This window comes from Aquimarina rubra (genome assembly GCF_042684305.1).
GTDB classification, from domain to species: Bacteria; Bacteroidota; Bacteroidia; order Flavobacteriales; family Flavobacteriaceae; genus Aquimarina; species Aquimarina rubra.
In genome coordinates, this window is record NZ_JBHULE010000019.1 from 1,559,915 (window position 1) to 1,579,868 (window position 19,954).

The following is a 19,954-nucleotide window of genomic DNA, read 5'->3' on the forward strand; positions in this document are numbered from 1 at the left end:
GAAGTGTTGGTATTAAAAAAGGGTTCTTTTCCCCTGATGCCTCTATTGATTGGCTTTGGATAATGTTATACGTTTGTGAAAGGAAAACAAAAATAGGGGAGATGAGGAATATTTTTGAATTAGTATTGAAATGTTTTTTAAGAATTTACATATTAGCGAAAGTGTAATATGTATTCTAGACTGATTGGGGAGTTGGTCTTTTTTGGGGTAGCATTTTGGAGGGGTCCAGAATGTTTAGAAAAATGTTTTAAATGCAATGAAAAGATATTTCGAAAAATGACGAAAAAAGCCGCTTCAATTGAAGCGGCTTTTGATTTTTCATAGATAAGTAATATCCTGTCAGGCGGTTATTAACCTAAAGATACTCTTTCAAACGAAGTTACTTTAACATCACCATATGATTCAACATACGTAGCGACATTTATTTTTTCATCTTTGATGAAGTTTTGGTCCAGAAGACATTGTTCCTGGTCAAGGGTAGTGTTGTCTGAAATAAATCTTTCCATTTTTCCTGGAAGAATTCTATCCCATATTTGTTCTGGCTTACCTTCTGCTTTTAGTTCTGCTTTTGCATCTTCTTCTGCTTTTGCTAAAACTTCAGGAGTTAGCTGAGACATAGATATGTATTGAGGTACATTTTTAAGTGTTTTACCTAAACGACCTAATTCTTCATTATCTTTTTCGATGACAGCAATTCTAGCTTCAGTTTCTGAAGCTACATAAGCAGGATCAAAATCTTTATAAGAAAGCGTTGTAGCTCCCATAGAAGCAATCTGCATAGCCAAATCTTTTGCCAACACATCTACTTTATCTACTTTAGCAGAAAGCCCAACTAGAGCAGCGATTTTGTTGATATGAACGTAAGAACCAACATAAGGAGCTTCTAATTTAGCAAATGCATTGATTTCTAATTTTTCACCAATAACACCAGTTTGTTCTACTAATTTTTCTGCAACAGTCATTCCACCAAAATCTGAAGCTAAAAACTCTTCTTTAGAAGAATAATTTAATGCTGACTCTGCTAATTCATTTGCAAGTGCAACAAAACTTTCATTTTTACCAACAAAATCTGTTTCGCAACCTAGAACTATAGATACGCCAACAGTGTTGTCTGCATTAATTTTAGCAATAGCAGCTCCTTCAGATGAATCGCGGTCAGCTCTTTTAGCTGCGACCTTCTGTCCTTTTTTACGTAATACATCTATAGCTTTATCGAAATCTCCTTCAGCTTCAACTAATGCTTTTTTGCAGTCCATCATTCCTGCACCTGTAGCTTTTCTTAATTTATTAACTTCTGCGGCGGTTATCTTAACCATATCTTTAAATATTTAATGTGTTTGTGTAAAAAAATAAGTCGTTTAGTTATGATTACTACGAAAGTAAAGAACTAAACGACTCATTAATTTTATAGTAAAGTTAAGTTTCGATACTTAGACTTTAACTTTATAATTTTTAATGATTGAAAGCAATCAATGAATGTTTATTCTTCTTCTTGCTTAGCAGCTTCAGTTACTGCCGGTGCTTCTTCAGTTTTAGCAGGAGCTTCTACAACTGGAGCTGCAGGAGCTTCAGTTTTAGCAGGTGCCTTTTCAGCTTTAGCAGGTGCTTCTGCTTTTGGTGTCTCTTTAGAAGCTTTTCTCTCACTTAAACCTTCGATAATAGCATCACTAACGTATGTCATTACTTTGTCGATAGATTTAGAAGCATCATCATTTGCAGGGATAACGTACTGAACCTGACGTGGGTCAGAATTAGTATCTACCATTGCGAAAATAGGAATGTTTAATTTTTGAGCTTCTTTTACCGCGATATGCTCACGAGTAATATCCACAACAAATAACGCCCCAGGTAAACGAGTCATATCAGATATAGAACCTAAGTTCTTTTCTAATTTCGCTCTTAAACGGTCTACTTGTAAACGCTCTTTTTTAGATAAAGTGTTGAAAGTACCATCTTTCTTCATTCTATCGATTGCAGCCATTTTCTTTACTGCTTTACGGATAGTAACAAAGTTGGTAAGCATTCCACCAGGCCATCTTTCTGTGATGTATGGTTGGTTAGCTTTTGCTGCTTTCTCAGCAACAATTTCTTTAGCTTGTTTCTTGGTAGCAACGAAAAGGATTTTTCTACCAGATGCTGCGATTTTCTTTAAAGCTTCACTTGCTTCGTCAATCTTTGCAGCTGTTTTGTATAGGTTGATGATGTGGATTCCGTTACGCTCCATATAAATATATGGTGCCATATTAGGATCCCATCTTCTTGTCAGGTGACCAAAATGTACACCTGCATCAAGTAAGTCTTTTACTTCGATATTGTTTGCCATTTTTGTAATAGTTTACGTTCTGTTGAATTAGCAATACCCAAGTGGCTATCATTCTGATACGGCCTTGAGTATTTAGATGCTAAACTAACCTCCCTATCGGGGATAACAACAAATACTGTTTTAATAAATTAACGTTTAGAGAACTGGAATTTCTTACGAGCTTTCTTCTGTCCGAATTTCTTACGCTCTACCATTCTTGGATCTCTAGTCAATAAACCTTCTGGTTTAAGGATTGCTCTGTTTTCCTGATCTAACTCGCACATCGCTCTTGATATTGCTAGTCGAACAGCTTCAGCTTGTCCTGTAATACCACCACCGTATACATTTACATTTACATCAAACTTCTCCTCATTGTCCGTTAAGGCAAAAGGTTGGTTCACTTTGTATTGTAATGTAGCAGTAGGAAAGTAATCGTTAAGATCTTTTTTGTTGATCGTAACTTTTCCAGAACCTTCTTTAAGGTAAACTCGAGCTACAGCCGTTTTTCTACGACCAATTTTGTGAATAACTTCCATTACTTAAATTCTTTTAAGTTAATAGTTTTAGGTTGCTGAGCTTCTTGGTTGTGAGTTGCTCCGGCATGTACCTTTAAATTACGGAATAAAGCTGCTCCTAATTTGTTTTTAGGTAACATTCCTTTTACCGCTTTTTCGATTAAACGCTCTGGGTTCTTGTCAAATAACTCCTGAGCAGTAAGACTTCTTTGCCCTCCAGGGTAACCAGTATGACGGATATACGATTTATCTGTCCACTTTTTTCCTGTTAAGTTGATTTTTTCGGCGTTTGTAATTATTACATTGTCACCGCAATCAACGTGTGGGGTAAAGTTAGGCTTATGCTTTCCTCTTAATAGTATTGCTACTACAGAAGATAGACGTCCTAAAGTCTGTCCTTCAGCATCTACATGTAACCATTCTTTAGAAACGGTTGCCTTATTGGCAGATACTGTCTTGTAACTTAATGTGTCCACACTAACTAATTTTACTAATTAAACATTCCTTTCCTATATAAAATAGGGGTGCAAATGTACAATTATATATTTATATAGCAAACAGGTAATTGATATTATTTTGTAACTATGAGCTGTTGGTTTTCAGATAGATCAATCGTATGATGATTTTTTTGTCATTCTGATGTTCAAAATCTCTTTTTCATGTTAATATTTTACTAAATAGGTAAGATAACTGTGACAAAGATTTATAATTTAAGTCTCTATTAAACATCAATCAACAAAACTAATCATCATGAAGAGCACCATCCAGGTAATTGGAGTATTCCTTTTTACATTATTTATGAATGCGCAGGATTCTACAGTTGTAAAAAAGAGAATCTACACCACTAAACCTCTTAACGGATCAGAAGCACCAACAATTAATGGAATCATCGAAGAATCAAGCTGGGATTTGGTCGAATGGTCAGGAGATTTTATAGAGAACCAACCCGATGAAAATACTCCACCGAGTGAGCAAACAAAGTTTAAAATTTTATACGACCAAAAATTCCTATACATTGCATACAGATGTTATGATAGCGACCCTGGTAAAATAGAAAAAAGATTATCCCGAAGAGATGGATTTGCAGGGGATTGGGTAGAAATTAATCTGGATAGTTATCACGATAAACGAACAGGTTTTTCCTTTACTATAACTGCTGCGGGTGTAAAAGGAGATGAATTCATATCCGACAACGGAAACAATTGGGATGGTAGTTGGAACCCTATCTGGTACACGGCTACTAATATCGATGATGAAGGCTGGACTGCCGAAGTAAAAATTCCTTTAAGTCAATTAAAGTTTGGTAAAAGTAAAGAGCAAGTTTGGGGGCTTCAGTTAACTAGACGTTTTTTTAGAAAAGAAGAAAGATCTGTATGGCAAAGAGTTCCGCAGGATGCTCCTGGATGGGTTAGTGAATTTGGAGAGTTGAGAGGATTGATCGATATTGAACCACAGAAGCAACTAGAAATCCAGCCTTTTGGAGTTGTACAATATGATACGTTTCCCGAAGAGGATGGCAATCCTTTTAGAGATGGAGATGAATTTAAATTAAACGGTGGTCTAGATGCAAAAATTGGGATTACCAATGATCTTACGATGGATTTAACGGTTAATCCGGACTTTGGTCAGGTAGAAGCAGATCCTGCGGCCATCGCATTAGATGGCTTTCAAATTTTCTTTAGAGAACAACGTCCTTTCTTCGTTGAAAACAAAAATATTTTTGATTATCGTTTTGCTAACGGCCAGGATAATGTGTTTTATTCCAGAAGAATCGGAAGAAGCCCACAAGGCTCTATTGGTTCGAGCCCAATTAATACAGAATTTGTGGATAGACCTACTAATACCACAATTCTTGGTGCTGCTAAGTTTAGTGGAAAAACTAAAGACGGTTGGTCAATTGGAATTTTAGAAAGTGTTACTGAGCGAGAAATCGCTAAAATCGAAGATGCCGATGGTAACAGGAGAGAAACCATAGTAGAGCCATTAACCAATTATTTTGTGGGTAGAGTTCAAAAAGATTTTAATGATCGTAATAGTTATATAGGAGGTATTTTTACCGCAACAAATCGAAATCTGGGTGATATATTGAATATAGATTATGATAACCCCGATACAGATGAGACTTCAGAACTGGTTGGGCTAAGAGAAAATAATCTCAACTTTTTAAGAAAATCTGCTTATACCGGAGGTTTGGATTTTAGACATAACTGGAAGGAAAGAAAATATTTTATTGAAGGAAATATTGTAACAAGTCACGTAGAAGGATCTAAAGAGGCTATTGAAGCGACACAAAATGAGTTAACACACCTTTTTCAAAGAGTAGATGCGGACCACGTGGAAGTGGATCCAAACAGAACATCTCTTACCGGAACAGGAGGAAAGCTCATAGGTGGTAAATCTGGTGGAGGAAACTGGAGATATACTGCAGGTGTGTTCTGGAGATCTCCAGAATTAGAATTAAATGATGTCGGATTCTTAAGACAAGCTGATGATATCAGGCAATTTGCGAATGTTCGTTATCTATTTCTAAAACCTACAAAATTCTACAGAAGAGCTAATATTAATTTTGAGCAATCGTCTGCTTTTGATTTTGAAGGGAATTATAACAGAATTCAATATGAGTTTAATGGCTATATCAATTACCAGAATAATTGGTGGACAGAAGTGGGAGCTGCTCATAAGCCTAGGATTTATATAAACACTATCTTAAGAGGAGGCCCTAGATGGCGTTTTTCTGAAGAGAATTTTGCTTTTCTATTTTTTGGATCGGATAGTAGAAAGAAGTTTAATTTCACGATGGGATATGTGAATTCTGGTGCACGACAGAATAATTTTACCTTTCATCGATATGTGTTGAGAATGCGATATCAACCATTCGACTCGTTTAGTATGTCTATAAACCCGGAATTTGAGAGGAATCCCAATAAAACTCAATATGTGACTGAGACGGATTTTGATGGAACCCCTCGTTACATTACGGCCAGAATAGATCAACAAACTTTAAGTGCAAGCATTCGTTTAAATTATAATATCAATCCTAATCTAACCATTCAGTATTACGGACAACCTTTTATTTCCAGAGGTACTTATACAGATTTTAATTATGTGAATAATCCTATTGCTTCTGATTTAAACGAAAGAGTAACCTTATATGACGATAATCAGATTTCATTTGCCGATGATGTATATTCTGTGGATGAAAACAGAGATGGAACAGTGGATTATACCATTGGTAATCCTGATTTTGCATTTGTACAGTTTAGATCTAATTTGGTTGTGCGTTGGGAGTATATTCCGGGATCAGAAATTTTCTTGGTTTGGTCTCAAGGAGTTAATGGCTTAGGGGATCCACGAGATCACTTGTTTAGAAGTTTAGATAATCAAATTTTTGGTCAACAACCAGAAAACACTTTTTTAATTAAGGCTACCTACAGATTTGTGTTATAAAGTGTGAAAAAGGATCCTGATTTTTTTACATAAAAGTATTTTACATGTATTTTGCAGCAGATTAGAGTATTGCTGTATGAAAAACTTTTTGGGATTTTTTATTTGTCTTTTTGTAATAGGATGTACTACCTCTAAAACTAACGAAAAAGAGGTTGTTACTATCCAAGAACCCGTAGTGTCGAAAAAAGATTCTCTATCATTTTTTCTGGAGCATTATGAAAAGTTTTTTGCTACGAATTTTAATATTTCTGAATGTCCGGGTGCAGCAATAGTGATTGTTAAGGATTCTACGGTGATCTATAAAAAAGGGTTTGGAGTAAAAAAAATTCACACAACTGATTCTGTAGATGTGAATACCGTTTTCAGGATTGCAAGCCTATCTAAAGGAGTTACTTCAGTTCTGGCTGGAAATCTGGTTGATAACAAGGAGCTGGAATGGGATCAGGGAGTAAAGGAGTCAGTTAGTAATTTTGACTTAAAAGATAAAGCACAAGCAAGTAGGTTAAAAGTAAATCATCTTTTATCTCACACTGCAGGATTGTATAAATACACTAATTCTAAACTTATACACAAAGGCTTACCTTTAAAGAATATCATATCTAATTTTAAGAGAAACGGAGTAGTTGCCAGAGAAGGAACCGAATATGAATATCAAAATGCTGTTTTTTCGGTAGTAGAGAAAGTAATGGAAAATGCAACAGGTAAATCTTTTGATACCTTGCTTAAAGAACGATTATTTATGCCGGCGGGAATGAAAAACGCTTCAAGTACCTATGAAGATATTAAGAACAATTCTAATATTGCCTTACCGCATAAATGGAATCACTATTCGAAGAAATATTATCTTACAGATCTTCATAGAAACTATTATAATGTAGCTGCGGCAGGAGGGATTAATGCCTCTATTTCTGATATGGCGGAGTATCTAAAGGTATTGTTGGGACATCACCCTGATATAATTTCTCAAGAGAGTTTGACAGAAGTTTTTAACCCTATGATCTGTACGAGTCAAAAGGACACTTATGTCAATCTATGGGATGGTGTTACAGATTCATATTATGCAAAAGGATGGAGAGTATTAGATTATAGAGATAGAACCATCATTTATCACGGCGGAAATGTAAATGAATATAAAACACAATTAATGATTGATCCTGAAAATAAAATCGGTGTCTGTGTGTTGTTTAATGGTCCTAACCCTTTTAATGGCCCAGTTATTCCTACATTTCTAAATTACTATGATTTTTTTACTGCAACTACAGAAAGGTAAGAATAAATATTAGTTTTTTTAGACTCATATAGAGTAATTTTACACATACTAAAATTTCACAACAAACCGTTATTAATTAAAACTCAAATTATGAAAAATATTTTTTTTCTTTTTTTAATCTCTTTTGCATTAGTTTTTACTTCTTGTAGTAACGATGATGATGGAGGTGATGTTAACCCTGATACGGTTTCGCTTGTTGGTACTTGGGAACTTACTTCTGCATCAGGAGCATTGCCCTTAGATCTTGATATGAATGGAACAGCTTCTTCTAATTTACTGGATGAGCTACCATGCTTTGAAGATACCATTATAGTGAATGACGATAATACTTATGATCAGACTGCAAGCGAACTTGATGTAAATGTAGAAATAGGAGTGCCTCCAGTAGTAACAGCAAGCTGTACAGGTGTAACACTTACAGAAACCGGAACCTGGAATCTTGATCAAGATCAATTAACATTCGCCCCTAGTGGAATGGATGCGAAAACAGTAACTATTACATTAACAGAAACAACACTTTCTTTTACTGATGTAGTTGAAGATTTGGGCGAAGTAGCATTGATCTTTACCCGACAATAGTTTTGAATGAAATATAGTGCCAAAAAACGCTTCTTTCAAAAAAGAAGCGTTTTTTTATAAATTCTATTTTACTAAAAATTATTTCTCCTCCTTGGTTTTAACTAAAGCTTCCTTACGCTTCTTTTCGGCTAATAAGTTCTTTTGATAACGTCCTTGTACGATATCTACAATTACTAATACGACAATAACAAAATAGAAGGTTGTTTTACTCATTGGAGTAATGGCATTACCAAACAAATGTAAATGTGCCAAATGACCACCTTCTGATAATAACATAATTCCAACTATGAATAGTATAAAAAGTCCTAATACTTCATACATTCTATTTTTCTGAAGGAAATTAGACACCTTGTCTGCTAAAACGATCATTAAAATACCTCCCATAACAATAGCAATAGACATTAATATTAATTGAGGCACATATTCCATATGGCTAGTCAATGCCATGGCACTTAGAATAGAGTCAAAAGAAAAAACAAGGTTCATAATCACGATCCAAAAGATGATTTTCTTTGTAGAGCCTTTGTGCACATCTTTATGACTCTCCTCATGTTCATTGAGAAGCATCATATGCCAGATTTCTTTAATCGCTGTGTAAATAATGAATACACCACCGACAAGTACTATGATACTATGTACATTAAATTCGAATTCAATAACGCTATTGTCGTGCAGGCTTACAAAAGGATCTTGAAAAAATTGTATCAATGACATTAATACAAAAAGCAATACGATACGTAAAATGATAGCAAGTCCAACCCCCATCTTACGAACAAAACTTTGTTTGTCTGCAGGTGCTTTTTTAGATTCTAAAGAAATATATAATAGATTATCAAAACCTAATACTGCTTGTAGTAAAACCAGCATACATAAAGTAAATAGGCTATCGAGTGTAAAAAGTTGTTCCATAAAGTAAATAGTGATTGGTTAGTTGATTTTTATATATCAGTATATAATAATGAAAAGTAGTTACAGTTTTTAATGAGCTTCTAGCCAATTATTTCCTAGTCCCAAATCCACATCCAAAGGAACGGCAAGTTTATAAGCGTTTTCCATTTCGGATTTTATCAGGGGTTGAATTTCTTCTAACTCAGGTTTATAGACATCAAAAACCAATTCATCATGTACTTGTAATAGCATTTTGGTTTTATAATTTCCTTCGGTAAGTTTTTTGTGGATATTTATCATAGCAATTTTGATAATATCTGCAGCACTACCTTGTATAGGCGCATTTACGGCATTTCGTTCTGCGGCTCCCCTTACAACAGCATTGGCAGAATTAATATCCTTTAGGTAACGACGTCTTCCTAGAACTGTCTGCACGTATCCGTTCTCTCTCGCAAAGTCTACCTGTTCACTCATATAATTACGAAGCTTAGGATAGGTTTTATAATAAGTGTCGATCAATTCTTTGGCTTCACTTCTAGAAAGATCTGTTTGGTTGCTTAATCCAAAAGCAGAAACCCCGTAGATGATTCCAAAGTTTACAGTTTTGGCATTGCCACGTTGTTCTCTTGTTACTTCTTCAATTGGAACACTAAATACTTTTGAAGCGGTTGAAGCATGAATGTCTTCTCCATTTTTAAAAGCACTGATCATTGTCTCTTCTTCACTAAGCGCTGCAATGATTCTCAATTCTATCTGAGAATAATCGGCCGCGAGTAAAGTATATTCATCACTTCTAGGTACAAATGCTTTTCTAACTTGTCGCCCACGTTCTGTTCTGATAGGTATATTCTGTAAATTAGGGTTGTTAGAGCTTAATCTACCAGTAGCAGCTACCGTTTGCATGTAATCTGTATGTACGTGACCCGTAGCTTCATTTACCTGATTTGGTAATGCATCTACATAAGTGCTTTTTAGTTTGGATAATCCACGGTAATCCAAGATATTCTGGATGATTTCGTGATCCTTTGCCAGATATGACAACACGTCTTCTGCGGTAGAGTATTGTCCTGTTTTGGTTTTCTTTGGTTTGTCTACCAATTTCATTTTCTCGAACAAGATCACGCCTAATTGTTTGGGTGACGCTATGTTGAATTCTTCTCCAGCTTTCCGATAAATCTTAGATTCTAATGCTTTGATATCATTATCTAGTTCTTCTGAAAGCGATTGCAGAAATTTTTTATCCAAATTGATCCCCTCAATTTCCATATCTGCAAGAACACGAAGCAAAGGCACTTCAATATCTTCGAATAAAGACAGGATATTGGCATCATTAAGCTCTGGAGTAAAATGCTCTTTTAGTTGATAGGTTATATCAGCATCCTCTACAGCATATTCTGTTTGTTGCTCCTGTGGTACCCCTCTAAAAGATAATTGATTTTTTCCTTTTTTCCCGATCAATTCGGTTATAGAAACCGGAGTATAGTTAAGATAGGTTTCAGAAAGTACGTCCATATTATGTCTCATATCAGGATTTATAAGATAGTGAGCTAACATGGTGTCAAAAAGTTTTCCTTTTACGCTAAGATTATATTTGGCTAATACTTTAATATCATATTTTAAGTTCTGACCAATTTTAGTAATGTGCTCAGCTTCAAAAAATGGTCGTAATTGTTCAATTAATTCTTGGGCTTCTTTGCGGTCTTCCGGAAATGGAATATAGAATCCTTTTCCGGCTTCCCACGAAAAAGCAATACCTACCAATTCTGCAGTAAGTGCATCAAGACCTGTGGTTTCTGTGTCAAAACAGACATTTTCTTGTTTTAATAGATTTTGAAGAAATAACTTCATAGCCATCCCAGGTAAGATACACTGATAAAAATGTTCTGTATTAGAAATGTTCTTTCTACTGGAAAATGAGGTTGTTGATGCAGAAGCCTCTTGGTTATCACCAAATAATGAAAATTGTCCTGCACCAGCTTGTTCAACTTGCTTTTTAGAGGGGGAGGTGTTACTAGTCGTGGTTGATGAAGTGTCTGAAGGAAAAAAGATTTTGGTAAATTGGTCCGTTAATCTTCTGAATTCTAATGCTTCAAAAATCTCTTGTACCTTTTTTGCATCAGGAGTTGATATTTCATAATCTTTTGCATCAAAAGTTACATCACAATCAAGGATAATAGTAGCCAACTTTTTAGAGAGTAGACCTAATTCTTGATTAGCTTCTATTTTTTCTTTCATTTTGCCTTTTAGTTGATCTATGTTTTCAAACAGGCCTTCCATAGATCCATATGCGGCAATAAACTTCTTAGCTGTTTTGTCTCCTACGCCAGGCAGTCCGGGAATATTATCTACAGCATCCCCCATCATCCCTAAATAGTCGATTACTTGCTCAGGGCGTTCAACTTCAAATCTTTTTTGTACTTCTGGAATTCCCCAAATTTCTATGCCATTCCCCATTCTTGCAGGGCGATACATAAAAATATTTTCAGATACCAACTGTGCATAATCTTTATCAGGAGTTACCATGTAGGTTTTATACCCTTCTTTTTCAGCCTGTTTAGCTATGGTTCCGATTAGGTCGTCTGCTTCTACACCAGCCTTTTCAATAATAGGAATATGCATTGCTTTTAAGATTTCCTGTATAATAGGAACTGCAATTTTTATAGCTTCAGGTGTTTCATCTCGGTTGGCTTTATATTCTGGAAATATTTCTAGACGATCTTTACTGCCTTGTTTATCAAATGCTACCGCAAGATGATCTGGGTTTTCTCTTTTGATTACATCAAAAAGTGAGTTGACAAACCCCATAATTGCAGAAGTGTCTTGCCCCTTAGAATTAATTCTTGGATTTTTAATTAAAGCATAGTAGCCTCGAAAAATCAGCGCATAAGCATCCAGAAGGAAAAGACGTTTTTGTGACATAATATCTGTTTAGTTTTTAGAAATGCAATATAAAAAGAAGATTAGTGAAAATGGATTCAAAATCTATTAAATAAGAAATGCCGTCAATGAATGACGGCATTTCGCCCCAAAATAAAATTGATAACAATGTTATCAATTGCTATAAATACGATAGTAATATTTTCTGAATACTGTAGATTTTTTTTGTAAATCCCCATAGTTAAATGGTAGAACGAAGGTACGAATAAAAAATTTACATATGAAAGAAAATTCTAAGATTTATGGTGTTATACCAATCATTCGATTATGTAATCAGAATATTTTCTTATGATTCATTTGTGAATCGTTAATTTTTACTTAAATGTAATTGGGATTGGTAAAAGGTAGGATAGCTTTGTTTTGTTAATAAATTAATTGGTTTTATGCGCTGGATCATTCCTTTAATACTCTACATTCTAATAGAAATATATGCTTATCAAGTAATGAGAACAATTACTAAAAATCAATGGTTACAAATTGCATATTTGGTTTTTTCATTGCTCGTTATAGGGTATGTAATCTATGTTTTTGCAAATTATGACAGAAGTGTTGGTCCAACAAAATATTCTCTTAGAGCTAGCGGTTTGTTGTTAGTTACACTGGTGCCAAAATTGATTTTGGTTTTGTTTATGTTTGGGGAAGATATTATTAGACTTTGTATTGCTGGGTATACGTATCTAACAAATACTTTTTTTGACGGAAATGCCACGCAATATTTACCCGACCGAAGGAAATTTATTAGTCAACTAGCCTTAGGTGTTGCTGCAATACCCTTTGCCGGGTTGGTTCATGGTATATTTAGAGGGAAGTATAATTTCAAAGTAATTAATCATGTACTTTTTTTTGATGATTTACCTAAAGCGTTTGATGGATTTCGATTGACTCAGATTTCGGATATTCATTCAGGTAGTTTTGATGAAGCAGCTAAAATTGAATATGCGGTAGATTTAATTAATCAACAAGAAACTGATTTGTTAGTTTTTACCGGAGATATAGTAAATACTATGGCTAGTGAAATGGATGATTGGATCGATACTTTTAAAGGGTTGAAAAAACCATCTTATGGTAAATATTCTATTTTGGGCAATCACGATTATGGCGAGTATGTAACCTGGGATACAGAACAAGAAAAGGCCGCTAATTTTGAAGCGATAAAAGAGGTGCATTCTAAAATAGATTTTAGATTATTACTTAACGAAAATGCTTTTGTAGAAAAAGATGGAGAACGTATTGCTATTGTAGGAGTTGAAAATTGGGGGCATAATTTTAAAAAAGCAGGAGATTTAACTAAGGCATCAGAAGGTGTTTCTAAAGAGGATTTTAAGATTTTATTAAGTCATGATCCTTCACATTGGGAGTATGAAGTGAGAAAACACGAAGATCATTATCACCTCACACTGAGTGGGCATACGCATGGATTTCAGTTTGGTATAGAAATTCCTGGATTTTTGAAATGGAGTCCTGTTCAGTATGTGTATAAACAATGGGCTGGAATGTATGATGAAATGGGCCGTTATCTTAATGTGAATAGAGGTTTTGGTTTTCACGCCTTTCCTGGTAGAGTTGGGATATGGCCGGAAATTACGGTCATAGAGTTGAGAAAAGGTCCTAAACCCACTTAATTCGTAGAAAATGTTATATTTACAATTATATTGAAGCTTTATTCGTTACTGTAACAGAATTACAAGTTAAAATTTAAAAACATGTCAAAGTTTGGAGAGTTAATAGGTATCGAGGTTCCTGTTTTGCTGGATTTTTATACCGAATGGAATGAGCCTTCTGTTTCTATGCATCCGGTGTTAAGAGATGTAGCCGCTGCTCTTGGTGATAAGGCAAAAGTCATAAAGATAGATGTAGACAAAAACGAAGAACTGGCAACAGCCTTAAGGATTAAAGGGCTTCCCACACTTATGATTTATAAAGAAGGGGAAATGGTGTGGAGACAAAGCGGTGAGCAGGACGCCAATACGCTTATTGGTCTTATGAAAGAATACGTATAGTTTTTTATTCTAAAGCTAGCGTTTTAAATACTATCAAATGTGTATTCTTTTTCAGTAAAATATTCGAGTACTTTTGGTAAGGCGTATTGTAAGTTTCTATAAGCTTTAATACTATCGTGAAAAACGACAATACTTCCGTTTTTAGAATTACTTATTACATTATGAAGGCATTCCTCAGGAGATGTGTTTTTGTCCCAGTCTTTGGATAAGACATCCCATAAGATAATTTTGTATCCAGCATTTTTTAGTGTCGTCAACTTAGATTTACTTAGTTGTCCATAAGGTGGTCTAAATAGTTTGTTTTCTATTATTGAGTGCTCTGCTATTTTCTTTTCACATTCAAAAACATTTTCTATATACACATCCAGCTTGTTTTTTCTGGCTTTTAGATGGTTCATAGTATGATTACCGATACTATGTTCATTTGCAATGATTTTTTTAAAAATATTGGGATGTTTTTTTATGTTTTCTCCAATGCAAAAGAAAGTAGCTTTTGCTCCAAAAAACTGAAGTTGGTCTAATACAAACTCTGTAACATCAGGAATAGGTCCATCATCAAAGGTGAGATATATTTTTTTTCCCTTTTTTGCATAAAAATCCCAGGTGTAATTAGGGAAAAGCAGCTTAACGCTGTTAGGAGTTTTAGTAGGGATGATATCCAAATTAAATATATAAAAAGAGCCCTACAGTGGTAAGGCTCCATAAATTTACAAATTTGATGTATTTTCTAAAGTATCTAGTGACTGTAGGCTATCCAGAAATTCTTTTTCCAAATCTCGTTCTTGCTCTTCCAATGCATCTTGATTATCATATTCTTCATCTTCAGAATAAAGTCTAGTGAATAGACGAAGATATCTATTGAATTCTTCTGCTTTTTCTTCGATCATATCCCTGTCTTGATTGATCAATAGTAAATCCACCACACTACGATATCTTTCTACATTACTAACTATTTCACTGGCATATTTATATTGTTCTTCTAATGTAAGACTACCAAAATAGGTAAGCTGTTCTTGATATTTCTTTGCAATTTTGTTCCACAGCTCACGTGCTTTTTCCTTTTCTCCTACTTCATAATAACCGCTTACGTATGGTTCTAGCAAGGTGTAATACTCATAATACTCTATGGGCATTTTCTCCATACCTAAATTTAGAATCTCCTTGGCTTTTTCTTTTTTTCCTTCGTTGATAAGAGCTTCTACCAATCTTGCAAGATTACTTCTATAGGTTATGGCATTCTTGCGTGTTTCCGGGTCGTGATAGATATTAGGGTCTTCACTGTTTCCCCAATCCCAACTTGTCACGTTTTTGTACATCACATCTGTATCAATACGACCCATATCATATGGATTTCGTTTGTCGATTGGAGTTCTGATAGGAACTAATTTATAAGTAACACCATCTAATTGTAAATAGTCCTTCATCCATAAATAATCATCATCTCCAAAACTACCTCCGGTAAAGTAAATAGGTCTTTCCCAATTATTATTAGCAATGATATCGAGCATTAATAGACGGTTCTTAAATAGTAAATCTCCTTTAAGATGAATGTCTATATAAGGAACAATAAGATTTGCATCTTTTTGAGGAACTATTCCGTTTCTAAGAACTGCTTCTTTATCTACAGGGATTCTAATATGTTTAGAAGGGAAAGTGTTGACTTGCTTACCGTTTTGTAAATCTCCTTTGGTTTCTTTTTTATTACTTTGAATCCAATCCATCCAAGTCTTTATTGGAATGGTATCTCTTGTTATTGGTTTATAGTAAATCGCATCATTGTTCCCAAATCGATAGAAATCGTGTGTTAATTGCGATGGAATTGGCTTACCGTCATATGCTGCTCGCTTCATTTGATCAATATACCAATCTGTTGCAAATAAGCTAGTATTCACGGTTCGTACATCTGTTCGATATCCTTCTATATCCTGAGCATACCATAAGGCAAACGTATCATTATCTCCTATGGTAAATAGAATCGCATCTTCTTGACAAGACTGTAGATACATTTTAGCCATTGCCTGGGCAGTATATCTGTTAGAACGATCGTGATCATCCCAGTTTTGGGCAGCTAACAGAGTAGGTACAGCAAGTAAACATACTACCGTGACAATTGGAGCTAACAATTTAGGTTTCAGTGAATTTTTAAGAATATCAAATAGCGCATACACGCCAAAACCGATCCAAATAGCAAAAACATAAAAGGATCCAACAAGTGCATAATCACGTTCTCTAGGTTCAAAAGGCCTTTCATTAAGATATATTTTTAATGCTAAACCAGTGAATAAGAAAAAGACTAATAAAATCCAGAAATTCTTTTTATCCCGTTGCATCTGGAATACAAAACCAATAAGCCCTAATAATAAAGGTAAAAAGTAATAGGTGTTACGAGCTTTGTTTTTGGTTACATCACTAGGTAAGTTGTCTTGCGATCCAAGGTGTAACTCATCTATAAATTTAATACCGCTTAGCCAGTTTCCTTCTAGATTTGTGTATTTTCCTTGATTATCATCTTGTCGACCCACAAAATTCCACATAAAATATCTCCAGTACATATATCCCATTTGATATTCTATAAGATATTGAATGTTAGATTTGAAGGAAGGTTTTTCTACGTTAAGATAATCTCCAAAAGAACGTAAAAATTTGTTGTAATCATCATTATCGAGTTTCCCTACGGCGTATTCTCTTCTAAATTGTGTTACCGCTTCTAACAATTCAGATTCATCCTGATATTCCGGTTTTATAGTAAACTTAATAGGTCCGGTAAAATCCATATAATTAGCGATATGCTCGGTACTCCACATTCTTGGAAGAAAAGCCTTATGATCATCATCGATATTCTGTCGGGCATTTTTCCAGTCATTTACAATATCATATTTTCCGGTTTTGAGATTCTTTTCATATTTAGGCTTGTCGTCCTCATATGGATTATCTTCATCTAGCCCGGCATATATTTCGGTAAATTGTGGACCATAAAACAGATGTGTTTCAGGATATTGTTCTAGATTGTAATACGCTAGTAATTCACGAGCATTGTTTGGATTATTTTCGTTAATAACGGTTCCTGCGTTAGCTCTAATCGGCAACATAATCCAACAAGAGAACCCTATAAAAATAAATAACACACACAATACTGCAGAATTAATCAAAGGAAATTCTTTTTTCCGGGTATATTTTAGAATATAATAAAAGGCTGCAGCAATGACTAATCCTAAGAAGATAGTTCCGGAATTAAAAGGCATCCCGAGACTGTTTACAAAAGTTACTTCAAACCATCCAAATAATTTCAGAGTAGTGGGAAGTAATAATTTAAAAATAAACAAAAGAATTGCCACCACTACAATGTTAGCAACAATGAAGTTTTTTACAGTAACCTTGTAGTTTTTAAAATAATACAATAATCCGATAGCAGGAATGGAAAGTAGTCCCATAAAGTGAATCCCAAAAGAAAGTCCTGCAATAAATGCAATTAAAATTAACCATCGATTTCCTCGAGGATTATGCATATCTCTTTCCCAAAGTAATCCCAGATAGAAAAGTACAGATAAAATGCAGGTCGCCATGGCATATACTTCTGCTTCTACCGCATTAAACCAGAAACTATCAGTAAATGCAAATGCTAATGCACCTACCAGCCCACTTCCAAGAGTAGCGAAAGCTTTAGCTTCTGTGAATTCTTCATCTTTAATAATAAGCTTTTGTACTAAAATAGTGATAGACCAAAACATAAAAAGGATAGCAAATGCACTGGCAAAAGCTGAGGTCATATTTACTACAAACGCTATCTGAGTTGTGTCTGATGCAAATATTGAAGCAAAGGCTCCTATCATTTGAAACAAAGGTGCGCCAGGCGGATGTCCAACCTGTAACTTAGAAGAAGTTGCTATATATTCACCTGCATCCCAAAAACTGGCAGTTGGTTCTACGGTAAGATAGTAAACGCATAATGCAATGGTAAAAACTACCCATCCTAGTATTTTATTCCACTTTTTAAAGTTGAATGTACTCATAAGATATATCTATTATAAAAGGTGTGGCGAATTTAGTAATAAAAATACTTCTCTATTGGTTTTTTTAGCAAACGCTTAACAGAAGTTTATATTTTGATTGCGGTGCACATTTAATTTATCCGTAATTTAAATGTTAAAAAATGGAGAAGAGATATTTTTTTGTAAAAAATGTTTGCAGAGCAAAAAGAATATATTAAATTTGCACCCGCAATGACGCATTGGTCTATGGTGTAACTGGCAACACGTCTGGTTTTGGTCCAGAAGAGTCTAGGTTCGAGCCCTAGTAGACCAACATAAAAAGGAGCAACAAATTTAGTGTTGTTCCTTTTTTTTATTTGTAAAGGTCCTAACTAGAAATTGATATAAACATAAGGAAAACCAAAAGAGCAACAATTTTATTGTTGCTCTTTTGGTTAACCGCTTTTGCAGCAACTATATCTTAAAAGTCAATACAGGCCTTTTGGCATGGTTCACTACATCTTCTCCAAGGCTTCCGTTGATAAAGTGGGATAACCCTTTTCTTCCATGTGTGCTAATTCCAATGAGACCAGCATTAACAGAATTAGCAAAATTTAGAATTCCCTTTTCTACATTAATATCGTTATAGATGTTTAAAGAATAGTTTTCAATAGGCAAACCAGATATCATCAGATTCATTTTTTCTTCAGTTTCACTGGTGGTTTTAAAGCTATTGGCTGTATTTATCCATACTAGGTGTAGTTTAGCGTTTAGTTGTTTAGCAAATTCTGAGGCTGCGATTAAAGATGGTTTGTCTTCGTCATCAAAGTTTGTAGCATATACCAAATCATTAACACTAAATATGTCACAATCCTCTTTAATAACTAATACGGGTTTTTCTGAAGTTCTAACTACTTTCTCAGCGTTTGATCCAATAAATAATTCTTCAAAGCCCGAGGAGCCGTGAGATCCCATAATGATCATGTCGATATCATTTTTTTTGCAAGAATCCATAATGCCGTGTAGCACATCTTCAAAACTCACCGTTTCAAATATTTCCAGACCTTGCAGATAATCACTGGCTAAGACCTCTTCAAATTTTTTATGAGTTTGCTTCATAAAAAAAATGGCTTCTGGTGCCGGAGCAGAAGCTCCTGAAGACATTAAGTCAACCAAATGAACTGGCATTTCTAAAATGTGCAAAAGATAAATCTGACAGTCATTTTTTTTAGCTATTTGTGCAGCTACTTTTAAAGCACTTTCGGCTTGAGAGGAAAAATCTGTAGGTACTAGAATTTTTTTAATCATGATTAAGGTGTGTTTAGAATAATTGTCAATAAAATTAATTGATTCTGTATTATTTACTTAATAATTTAAAAGAAGTAGGTTAATAAAATAGGTTTTAATTCTGAATTTAAGCTTAATTAAGCGGTAATTCCTTAATAGTCATTTAAAATTACGAATAAATTCATTGTTAAGTGGGTTTTGAATATAAGATATTATTACTATCTTTGCACCGTTGAAATTAAAAAACCAGATGGAGGGGACGGAAAGTCCCCTCTTTTTATCTACCTATGTCGTTAAAAGATAAAGTTCAGAATTTGTTAGAAGAGGCACTATTAGAAAGGCCTTCGTTGTTTTTAATTGAACAAAAGATACATCCTGGTAATAGTATTGAGGTAATCATTGATGGTGATGAAGGAGTAACTGTAGAAGATTGTATTGCAGTTAGTAGGGCAATTGAACATAATTTGGATCGAGAAGAAGAAGATTTTTCATTACAGGTAATGTCGGCTGGAGTTTCTGAAGGACTTATTCATAAGCGTCAATATAAAAAAAATATAGGTAGAAAACTTAAGGTTAAAACAGAGGGTAATCAGACTATTGAGGGTGAATTAACTTCTGTGACAGATGATGACATTACGTTGGTTTGGAAAACAAGAGAACCCAAACCTGTAGGTAAAGGAAAAATAACAGTAACTAAAGAGGAGTGTATTTCGTATTCCGAAATACAAGAAGCAAAAGTTATAATAACATTTTAATTATAG

At 34.5% G+C, this 19,954-nt stretch carries 15 protein-coding genes and 1 tRNA gene; 7 read left to right on the top strand and 9 right to left on the bottom strand.

All coding sequences use genetic code 11. From position 1 onward, the window contains the following. Positions 1 to 350 precede the first annotated feature (350 nt). From tsf to rplM, 4 genes are all read right to left on the bottom strand, one after another. Positions 351 to 1,316: a translation elongation factor Ts gene (gene tsf / locus ACFSR1_RS15340; RefSeq protein ID WP_378293900.1), complete on the bottom strand. Its 966-nt coding sequence runs from the start codon at positions 1,314 to 1,316 to the stop codon at positions 351 to 353. 164 nt (positions 1,317 to 1,480) lie between these two features. Beyond that, positions 1,481 to 2,323 (bottom strand): 30S ribosomal protein S2, encoded by an 843-nt coding sequence (gene rpsB / locus ACFSR1_RS15345; protein WP_378293901.1) that lies wholly within the window; start codon positions 2,321 to 2,323, stop codon positions 1,481 to 1,483. A 128-nt stretch (positions 2,324 to 2,451) separates the two neighbouring features. After that, positions 2,452 to 2,838 carry a 30S ribosomal protein S9 gene (gene rpsI / locus ACFSR1_RS15350; protein WP_378293902.1) on the bottom strand — a complete coding sequence of 129 codons (387 nt, stop codon included), beginning with the start codon at positions 2,836 to 2,838 and terminating at the stop codon, positions 2,452 to 2,454. Next, positions 2,838 to 3,293: a 50S ribosomal protein L13 gene (rplM, locus tag ACFSR1_RS15355; RefSeq protein ID WP_378293903.1), complete on the bottom strand. Its 456-nt coding sequence runs from the start codon at positions 3,291 to 3,293 to the stop codon at positions 2,838 to 2,840. Before rplM ends, rpsI begins: the two co-directional genes overlap by 1 nt. Before the next feature lie 274 nt (positions 3,294 to 3,567). On the opposite strand from rplM, the gene ACFSR1_RS15360 reads away from it, so the two are divergent. From ACFSR1_RS15360 to ACFSR1_RS15370, 3 genes are all read left to right on the top strand, one after another. Further along, positions 3,568 to 6,264, top strand: coding sequence for a DUF5916 domain-containing protein (locus ACFSR1_RS15360; protein ID WP_378293904.1), 2,697 nt, complete (start codon positions 3,568 to 3,570; stop codon positions 6,262 to 6,264). 76 nt (positions 6,265 to 6,340) lie between these two features. After that, entirely contained in the window at positions 6,341 to 7,534 is a 1,194-nt protein-coding gene (locus tag ACFSR1_RS15365; protein WP_378293905.1) for a serine hydrolase domain-containing protein, read from the top strand. A 90-nt stretch (positions 7,535 to 7,624) separates the two neighbouring features. Beyond that, positions 7,625 to 8,113: a lipocalin family protein gene (locus ACFSR1_RS15370; protein WP_378293906.1), complete on the top strand. Its 489-nt coding sequence runs from the start codon at positions 7,625 to 7,627 to the stop codon at positions 8,111 to 8,113. A 78-nt stretch (positions 8,114 to 8,191) separates the two neighbouring features. Here ACFSR1_RS15370 and ACFSR1_RS15375 read toward each other — a convergent pair whose 3' ends face one another. Together ACFSR1_RS15375 and polA are read right to left on the bottom strand one after the other, a co-directional pair. Then, positions 8,192 to 9,022: a TerC family protein gene (locus ACFSR1_RS15375; protein WP_378293907.1), complete on the bottom strand. Its 831-nt coding sequence runs from the start codon at positions 9,020 to 9,022 to the stop codon at positions 8,192 to 8,194. A 69-nt stretch (positions 9,023 to 9,091) separates the two neighbouring features. Continuing rightward, the gene (polA, locus tag ACFSR1_RS15380; protein ID WP_378294516.1) at positions 9,092 to 11,923 is read right to left on the bottom strand and encodes a DNA polymerase I; all 2,832 of its coding nucleotides are present in this window, start codon (positions 11,921 to 11,923) and stop codon (positions 9,092 to 9,094) included. 398 nt (positions 11,924 to 12,321) lie between these two features. Here polA and ACFSR1_RS15385 point away from each other — a divergent pair, with 398 nt between their 5' ends. Together ACFSR1_RS15385 and ACFSR1_RS15390 are read left to right on the top strand one after the other, a co-directional pair. Next, positions 12,322 to 13,560 (top strand): metallophosphoesterase, encoded by a 1,239-nt coding sequence (locus ACFSR1_RS15385; protein WP_378293908.1) that lies wholly within the window; start codon positions 12,322 to 12,324, stop codon positions 13,558 to 13,560. Between the two features lie 81 nt (positions 13,561 to 13,641). Next, positions 13,642 to 13,938 carry a thioredoxin family protein gene (locus ACFSR1_RS15390; protein ID WP_091407947.1) on the top strand — a complete coding sequence of 99 codons (297 nt, stop codon included), beginning with the start codon at positions 13,642 to 13,644 and terminating at the stop codon, positions 13,936 to 13,938. A 23-nt stretch (positions 13,939 to 13,961) separates the two neighbouring features. Here ACFSR1_RS15390 and ACFSR1_RS15395 read toward each other — a convergent pair whose 3' ends face one another. Both ACFSR1_RS15395 and ACFSR1_RS15400 read right to left on the bottom strand, forming a co-directional pair. Continuing rightward, positions 13,962 to 14,600 carry a polysaccharide deacetylase family protein gene (locus ACFSR1_RS15395; protein WP_378293909.1) on the bottom strand — a complete coding sequence of 213 codons (639 nt, stop codon included), beginning with the start codon at positions 14,598 to 14,600 and terminating at the stop codon, positions 13,962 to 13,964. A gap of 45 nt (positions 14,601 to 14,645) precedes the next feature. After that, a complete protein-coding gene (locus ACFSR1_RS15400) occupies positions 14,646 to 17,948 on the bottom strand; it encodes a glycosyltransferase family 117 protein (RefSeq protein ID WP_378293910.1) in 3,303 nt (1,100 codons plus the stop codon). 219 nt (positions 17,949 to 18,167) lie between these two features. Here ACFSR1_RS15400 and ACFSR1_RS15405 point away from each other — a divergent pair. Continuing rightward, positions 18,168 to 18,240: transfer RNA gene (locus ACFSR1_RS15405), tRNA-Gln, on the top strand. A 140-nt stretch (positions 18,241 to 18,380) separates the two neighbouring features. On the opposite strand, the gene ACFSR1_RS15410 is transcribed toward ACFSR1_RS15405, so the two are convergent. Continuing rightward, positions 18,381 to 19,214, bottom strand: a complete 834-nt coding sequence (locus tag ACFSR1_RS15410; RefSeq protein ID WP_378293911.1) for a universal stress protein — start codon at positions 19,212 to 19,214, stop codon at positions 18,381 to 18,383. 266 nt (positions 19,215 to 19,480) lie between these two features. On the opposite strand from ACFSR1_RS15410, the gene rimP reads away from it, so the two are divergent. Then, positions 19,481 to 19,948 carry a ribosome assembly cofactor RimP gene (rimP, locus tag ACFSR1_RS15415; RefSeq protein ID WP_378293912.1) on the top strand — a complete coding sequence of 156 codons (468 nt, stop codon included), beginning with the start codon at positions 19,481 to 19,483 and terminating at the stop codon, positions 19,946 to 19,948. Positions 19,949 to 19,954: the final 6 nt, after the last annotated feature.